Origin of the sequence: Flavobacterium columnare NBRC 100251 = ATCC 23463, assembly GCF_002530675.1 — a bacterium.
GTDB lineage: Bacteria > Bacteroidota > Bacteroidia > Flavobacteriales > Flavobacteriaceae > Flavobacterium > Flavobacterium columnare.
In genome coordinates this window covers 91,804-98,775 of record NZ_PCMX01000016.1, presented here as the reverse complement: position 1 = coordinate 98,775, position 6,972 = coordinate 91,804, and the positions used below count along the sequence as shown (strand labels likewise).

Sequence of the window (6,972 nt, the reverse complement as noted above, 5' to 3'; positions counted from 1 at the left end):
ATTTGAATTTTCTTTGGCATACCTAAAATTATAAATTATTCTAGTAAAATTAAAATGATATAAACCTCAGTTTTATCAGTACAAAAAATTCAGAAAACGAATAGAAACTTTATTCTCTCAATTATGCGACCAATTCATGATAAGAAGAAATTACGCTAAGTCTTTCCAAGGATTTAAAACAAGAATTCTTTCGAAAATAACAACACTAACAACTATACAATATTTAAACAGATTCGTATTCAATAGAAATATCAATAATTTAAAAATTAATCTAATTCAATAATGCACTACGGATTAAATTATAATTTGTAGCACTATTTTATCTAAAGTCTATACAATGGGTATATAGTCATTTTAAATTTATAAAGAATAAAGAAAACCAATCTTTTCCCTAAAATTTCTTTACTTTATAACATTTAGCTAACAGTAAAACCAGAAACCGTTTGATACATTTATATTATAAGACATAAAAGAAGTATAATTAAGAGATTTCAATATGTAAACTATTTTCCCGAAATTATATAGTATGTCTTTAAAACTATAAATCTTTAATTCTAAAAAACAACTTGAATCAATCAAAAAAGTTCGAATCATTTTCAAATGCAGTACCTATTACAACCATATCTGCACCCGCTTGATACACTTCTTTAATTGCTTCTTTTGATCGAATTCCTCCTCCAACAATGATTGGTATTCTAAGACTTTTTGAGATTTTACGAATCATTTCTAATGGTACTTTTTCTAACGCTCCACTTCCTGCTTCTAGATACATAAGTTTGTTTCCTAAATACTCGCCTGCTTTAGCTGTTTTATAAGCTAAATTAATATCGTTTCTCTCTATAGGTTTTGTTTTACTTACTCGTTCAACGGCTGTTTCTTTCCCCCCATTTACTAAAATGTAACCTGTAGGAATAATTTCTAAATTCGAGTTTTCGAGCAAATCTATGGCATTAACATGATGTTCTATTAAATACTCGGGGTTACGTCCTGAAAGCAAGCTTAAAAACAATACACCGTCTGCTTCATGTGAAATTTGCGAAGGGTGTCCTGGAAAAATCAATATAGGTAAGTTACATTCTTTTTTTAATTCTATGATTAATTCATCTATAATCCAGTTTTTAACAATACTTCCTCCTATAAAAATATGAGTAGCTGGAGATTCATTAATTTTTTTTACTAGTCTATTAATATTGGACAGTTCTATTTTATCTGGATCGATTAAAATAGCTAATAACTTGTGTTTTCTCTTTTTTGCATTAAAAATAGACTCATAAACCGTAATTGACATCATTAATTAATTTAACTCTGTAAATTTAATCTTTTTTATTAAAACTAATATTTTACGAATATTACCATTATAATTCTATAGAAGAAGTCACAAAAAACAAGCAATATCTTTCATTAATTTCATTCTCAGGATCTATAAGCACAAACTAACATATAATCCTCTATAGAACAAAAATCAATATCAAAATCTTCAATTAAATTTTTAAAACGCAATTGCGCTTTACAATGATTGTCATGTAAGTTAAACACTTCTTCAAAAATATGATCAGGAAAACTAATGCCTACTTCATTTTTTATTTTAAATATAGATTCTTTTATTCCCCAAATAACAATCGCTTTTTGCATTTGTTCCTTTACTGAAAGATTTTCGATATGCTTCATATTCATATAACGAGGAGCTATACGAAGAACTTTTTCTTTTATCTTCTCTAAATCTATCCCTACGGGTTCATTGCTTAATGCCAGTGCTGAAAATTCTCCAGAATGAGAAATACTTACTTCTACTGCTGACTTATTCTTTTCTGATTTAAGTATAGGTTTACCACTAACATCATAATATAAATCATGATCTGTATAACCACAATATTGCAATAGCATTCGAACGCCTAAAAAACTTTTTCGGTGATTTTCAGAACTCATTTTTTCAAGTCGAGCAAGGGACTGATCTTTTAGCAATACGTTTTCAAATAATTGATTGTAAGTTTCTGTGGTTTTCCAAAGATATATGGTAGTGTCTTTTGAAAAATGTATTTCTTTATAAAAAGGCATCTTGAATCTTATTAATTCCTAAAATTTGTTTAATTCATTTGAAAATAGATAATACAACTTCAAATTTTACTTTTAACAGTAGCACAAACAATAGAAAATGGATTTAAAAACATAAAATGTATTGATAATTAAATAGTTACAGTAAAAAAACAATTATTAATTTATACAAATCTGTTGGCAAATCAAAAACTAATCCGTAATTTTGCATCCGATTTATAAAATTTAATATTTAAAAACAAATATACTAAATAGATGAGTACTACAACAATTCCGTATGTACCTTATAAAGTTAAAGACATTTCTTTAGCAGAATGGGGAAGAAAAGAGATTCAATTAGCAGAAGCTGAAATGCCTGGTCTAATGGCTATCCGTGCTGAATATGGGCCGAGTCAACCCTTGAAAGGTGCTCGTATTGCAGGCTGTCTACACATGACTATTCAAACAGCTGTATTAATTGAAACTTTAGTAGCTCTAGGTGCTGAAGTAACTTGGTCTTCTTGTAACATTTTCTCTACACAAGATCATGCAGCAGCAGCAATTGCAGCAGCAGGTATTCCAGTATATGCTTGGAAAGGTATGAATGCAGAAGAATTTGACTGGTGTATTGAACAAACTTTATTCTTTGGTGAAGAAAGACAACCATTAAATATGATTCTTGATGATGGTGGTGACTTGACAAACATGGTATTTGATAAATATACTGAATTAGTTGAAGGAATCAAAGGTTTATCAGAAGAAACAACAACAGGTGTTCATCGTTTATACGAAAGAATGAAAAACGGTACGTTATACATGCCTGCTATCAACGTAAATGACTCTGTTACAAAATCTAAATTTGATAACAAATACGGTTGTAAAGAAAGTGCAGTAGACGCTGTTCGTCGTGCAACAGATGTAATGTTAGCAGGTAAGAGAGTAGTTGTTTGCGGTTATGGAGACGTAGGTAAAGGTACAGCAGCTTCTTTCCGTGGTGCTGGTTCTATCGTTACCGTTACCGAAATTGACCCTATTTGTGCTTTACAAGCAGCTATGGATGGTTATGAAGTTAAAAAGTTAGACACTGTTATAGGTAATGCAGATATCGTGATTACTACAACTGGCAATAAAGACATTGTAGTAAGTCGTCATTTTGAAGCTATGAAAGACAAAACTATCGTTTGTAACATTGGTCACTTTGACAATGAAATAGACATGGCATGGTTAAACGCTAACCACGGTGCTACAAAACAAGAAGTAAAACCTCAAGTAGATATTTACAACGTAAACGGTAAAGAAATTATCATCTTAGCTGAAGGTCGTTTAGTAAACTTAGGTTGTGCTACAGGTCACCCATCATTTGTAATGAGTAACTCGTTCTCTAACCAAACGTTAGCACAAATTGAGTTATGGACTAACAGTACAGCTTACAAAAATGAAGTATATATGTTACCAAAACATTTAGATGAAAAAGTGGCTGCTTTACATTTAACGAAATTAGGTGTTGAATTAGAAACTTTATCTGAAGAACAAGCTGCTTATATTGGTGTAGAAGTTAAAGGTCCTTTTAAACCTGAATACTATCGTTACTAATTAATTGATAAGATGATACTATCGACTTATATTAAAGTCTATTTTATTAGCTTATTAAAAAATATAAGATAAACTGTATAAGTATAAAGAGGCTGTCCAAAAAGTAATAAATTAACATTATGTGATTTCTCCCTTTGGTCGAAATGACAAGATTGCGAACTTTTTGGACAGTCTCTTTTTTAGAATATCTTCTATATTTTTACAATTTCTCAACTTTTAGTACCCTCAGTCATAATTTTTATTTTGAGTTTTTGTTCATAATAAAATTCCTTAACCTTCTGGTTTTCATAAATTCTATTTTTTATCAAAAAATACTCCTTTCTTTTCGAATATCAGGCATACATTCCTTCTTTTCGGATATAAACCCCATAAACTATACCGCTTCCTATACCAGAATTCAAATTTTACAGCTGTATTATACCCCATGTTTTCTACCAATACAGAAAAAGAAATGATAAACGATTTTATTCAATTATTGTATTTCTTAAAAAACAGTATTTTTCAAAAATATAACACAATATTCTTTCCTTTTTCTAATCCATTTTTCATTAGTTTTGCTAGAGAAGAATTTATATTTTACGGATTAATTAAGTCTAATCGACATTTTTCAAATTGTTTTTTAAAAAAACAAAAAAGCTTATAAAAAATATGATTAATGAAATACTTGCACAATACCAAAACATTCCAAACTGGCAAATTGCACTAGAAACTATTGCTTTTATTTTCGGAATTTTAAGTGTATGGTTTGCTAAAAAGGAAAATTACTTGGTTTATCCTACTGGAATTATTGCAACTACTATAACCGTTTATATTATGTATAAAGCCAAGTATATGGCCGACATGAGTATTAATATTTATTACACCTTCATGAGTATTTACGGTTGGCACAAATGGGTTCAGCCCAACCTGAATAAAAACAATACATCAAAAATCACAAGAACTAATAAAAAAGAAAAACTAATTGGATTTATAATGTTCTTATTAACAGGTATTATTTGTATTGGTATTTATACTATTTTTAAAGTCAAAATATATACAAATAATTGGATTGATATTTTCACTACTTGTATTTTTTTTACAGCTATGTGGTTTATGGCATTAAAAAAAATTGAAAGTTGGAGTTTATGGATTCTTGGAGATTTTCTTATCATCCCCATCCTTTGGTCCCGAGAACTTTATATCTTTGCCCTCCAATATATTATTTTCACAATTTTAGCTATATTCGCCTATTTAGAATGGAAGAAAATCTTAAACAAAGAAAAAGCAACATCCTCAGAATAACCACTTACGGACCCGAGAGCACTGGAAAAACCACATTAGCACGTGATTTAGCTAGATATTTTAACACCACTTGGATAGTAGAATATGCAAGAGATTTTCTTTTAGAAATTCTTGGTAAAGAAGGGCGTACTTGTGAAGAAAAGGATTTATTACCTATTGCTATTGGTCAAATTGCTATTGAAAATGAAGCTCTAAAAAAAGCTCATAGATTTTTATTCTGTGATACAAATGCACTCGTTACTAAAGTCTACTCAGACATTTATTACAATCAATGCTCTCCAGAATTAGAAGAAGCTGCTAATTTACACCACTACGACCTCTATTTCTTAACAGATAAGGACATACCATGGGAACCCGATGATTTGAGAGATAGTGCTGAATACCGAGATTCTTCCTTTGAGATATTTAAAAAAAATTTAATTCAATACAACAAACCCTTTGTTTTAATCAGTGGTAATAAGGAAGAACGCTTAAAAAAGGCAACCCAAATTGTAACCGATCTAGAAAAAGCCTTAAATGCAGGACTTACAAACCATGAATTTGTAGAACTCTACAACCAAAACAAAAACATTGATTTAATCATCAAACAAATTCATTCCTTAAAAAAAGGAATTGTTAAAACAACATTAGAAGCTCCCGCTACAATTGGAAATGGGATTATAAAACTAGACACACAAGAGCTAAATTATTATATCAATTATTTTGATGTCAATAAAACCGATAAAACATTAGAAAAATTCATTCCTGCTTCAGGTGCCGCAACTAGAATGTTTAAATTTTTAAATGATTTTATACTCGATTTTAACCCTGAGGAGGAAACCATAAACGGTTATATTAATAGAACGAACAATACTGCTTTAGAAACATTTATTGCAGGTATTGAAAAATTTCCTTTTTATCACCAAGTTGTTTCCAAACTAGTTCTACAAAATAATCAATACAAAAAGTTATCTACTTCTAGTAAAAATTATTTATTTATTAAAACAATACTGGAGGATCCTGATTTTAATTTTCTGAACAAACCAAAAGCAGTATTACCTTTTCATAAATACGAAGAGAAGATTATCACACCTATTGAAGAACATTTCAAAGAATCGAATCAATACGCTTCCTGTAGTAACGGAAATATCCACTTCACCATCTCAATTGAACATGAAACACTATTTTCTGAATTAATTAAACAGTTACCTAATGAATTAAAAGAAAATTTACGCATAAGTTTTTCTTATCAAGATCCTTCTACTGATTCTATTGCACTAACAAAAAATAATAAAATATTAAAAAATGCAAAAGGAAATTTTATATTTCGTCCAGGAGGACATGGTGCTCTACTCTACAATTTAAATCAAAGAGAAGCTGATATCCTTTTCATTAAAAACATTGATAATGTATCTCGAAATCATTCAGAAATTATAACAAAATACAAAAAAGCTTTAGCTGGCATTCTACTAGAAATCCGCAGTGAAAGTCACAACTACTTAAAAGAACTTAATAAAAATAAATACAACAATATTTTAATACAAGAAATTAAAAACTTTATTCAAGAGAAACTTTCTATCATTATTAATCCCGATTTTGATGAATACAAAGAAGAAAGTCAAATCAAAATTTTAAAACATTTCTTAAACAGACCTATACGCGTATGTGGAATGGTTAAAAATGAAAATGAACCAGGAGGCGGCCCTTTTTGGATAAAAGACAAAAAAGGAAACTCAACGCTACAAATCGTTGAATCTGCCCAAATTGATTTAGAAAATGACGAACAAAAATCTATTTTTAAATCCGCCACTCATTTTAATCCTGTGGATATTGTTTGCTCTATAAAAGACTATCAAGGCAATAAGTTCAATCTATTAGACTTTACAGATCCTAACACGGGGTTTGTAGTCAAAAAAAACAAAGACGGAATTCAATACAAATCATACGAATTACCTGGATTATGGAATGGCAGTATGGCCAATTGGATTACCCTTTTTGTAGAAGTTCCTCTTGATACTTTTACTCCTGTAAAAACGATTAATGACCTTTTAAAACCTGCACATCAACCAGAAAATTTATAATGGTTAA

Annotated in this window: 5 protein-coding genes and 1 pseudogene; 4 read left to right on the top strand and 2 right to left on the bottom strand. The window is 29.6% G+C overall.

The features are described from left to right. Nucleotides 1–58 precede the first annotated feature (58 nt). Nucleotides 59–283 (top strand): annotated as a pseudogene (locus tag B0A78_RS02870) (IS982 family transposase); the annotation flags it as partial. 288 nt (nucleotides 284–571) lie between these two features. Here B0A78_RS02870 and B0A78_RS02865 read toward each other — a convergent pair. Together B0A78_RS02865 and B0A78_RS02860 are read right to left on the bottom strand one after the other, a co-directional pair. Further along, nucleotides 572–1,288, bottom strand: a complete 717-nt coding sequence (locus tag B0A78_RS02865) for a geranylgeranylglyceryl/heptaprenylglyceryl phosphate synthase (protein WP_014166749.1) — start codon at nucleotides 1,286–1,288, stop codon at nucleotides 572–574. Between the two features lie 125 nt (nucleotides 1,289–1,413). Further along, on the bottom strand, nucleotides 1,414–2,055 hold the full coding sequence (locus B0A78_RS02860; RefSeq protein ID WP_065213792.1) for a 4'-phosphopantetheinyl transferase family protein: 642 nt from the start codon (nucleotides 2,053–2,055) through the stop codon (nucleotides 1,414–1,416). Nucleotides 2,056–2,307: 252 nt separating this feature from the next. Here B0A78_RS02860 and ahcY point away from each other — a divergent pair, with 252 nt between their 5' ends. The 3 genes from ahcY to B0A78_RS02840 all read left to right on the top strand — a co-directional run bounded on the left by ahcY (nucleotide 2,308) and on the right by B0A78_RS02840 (nucleotide 6,965). Then, nucleotides 2,308–3,624 (top strand): adenosylhomocysteinase, encoded by a 1,317-nt coding sequence (ahcY, locus tag B0A78_RS02855; protein ID WP_014166747.1) that lies wholly within the window; start codon nucleotides 2,308–2,310, stop codon nucleotides 3,622–3,624. A gap of 648 nt (nucleotides 3,625–4,272) precedes the next feature. After that, a complete protein-coding gene (pnuC, locus tag B0A78_RS02845; protein WP_041253606.1) occupies nucleotides 4,273–4,905 on the top strand; it encodes a nicotinamide riboside transporter PnuC in 633 nt (210 codons plus the stop codon). Beyond that, entirely contained in the window at nucleotides 4,860–6,965 is a 2,106-nt protein-coding gene (locus tag B0A78_RS02840) for a DUF4301 family protein (protein WP_077225472.1), read from the top strand. Before pnuC ends, B0A78_RS02840 begins: the two co-directional genes overlap by 46 nt. The last annotated feature ends 7 nt before the right edge of the window (nucleotides 6,966–6,972 follow it).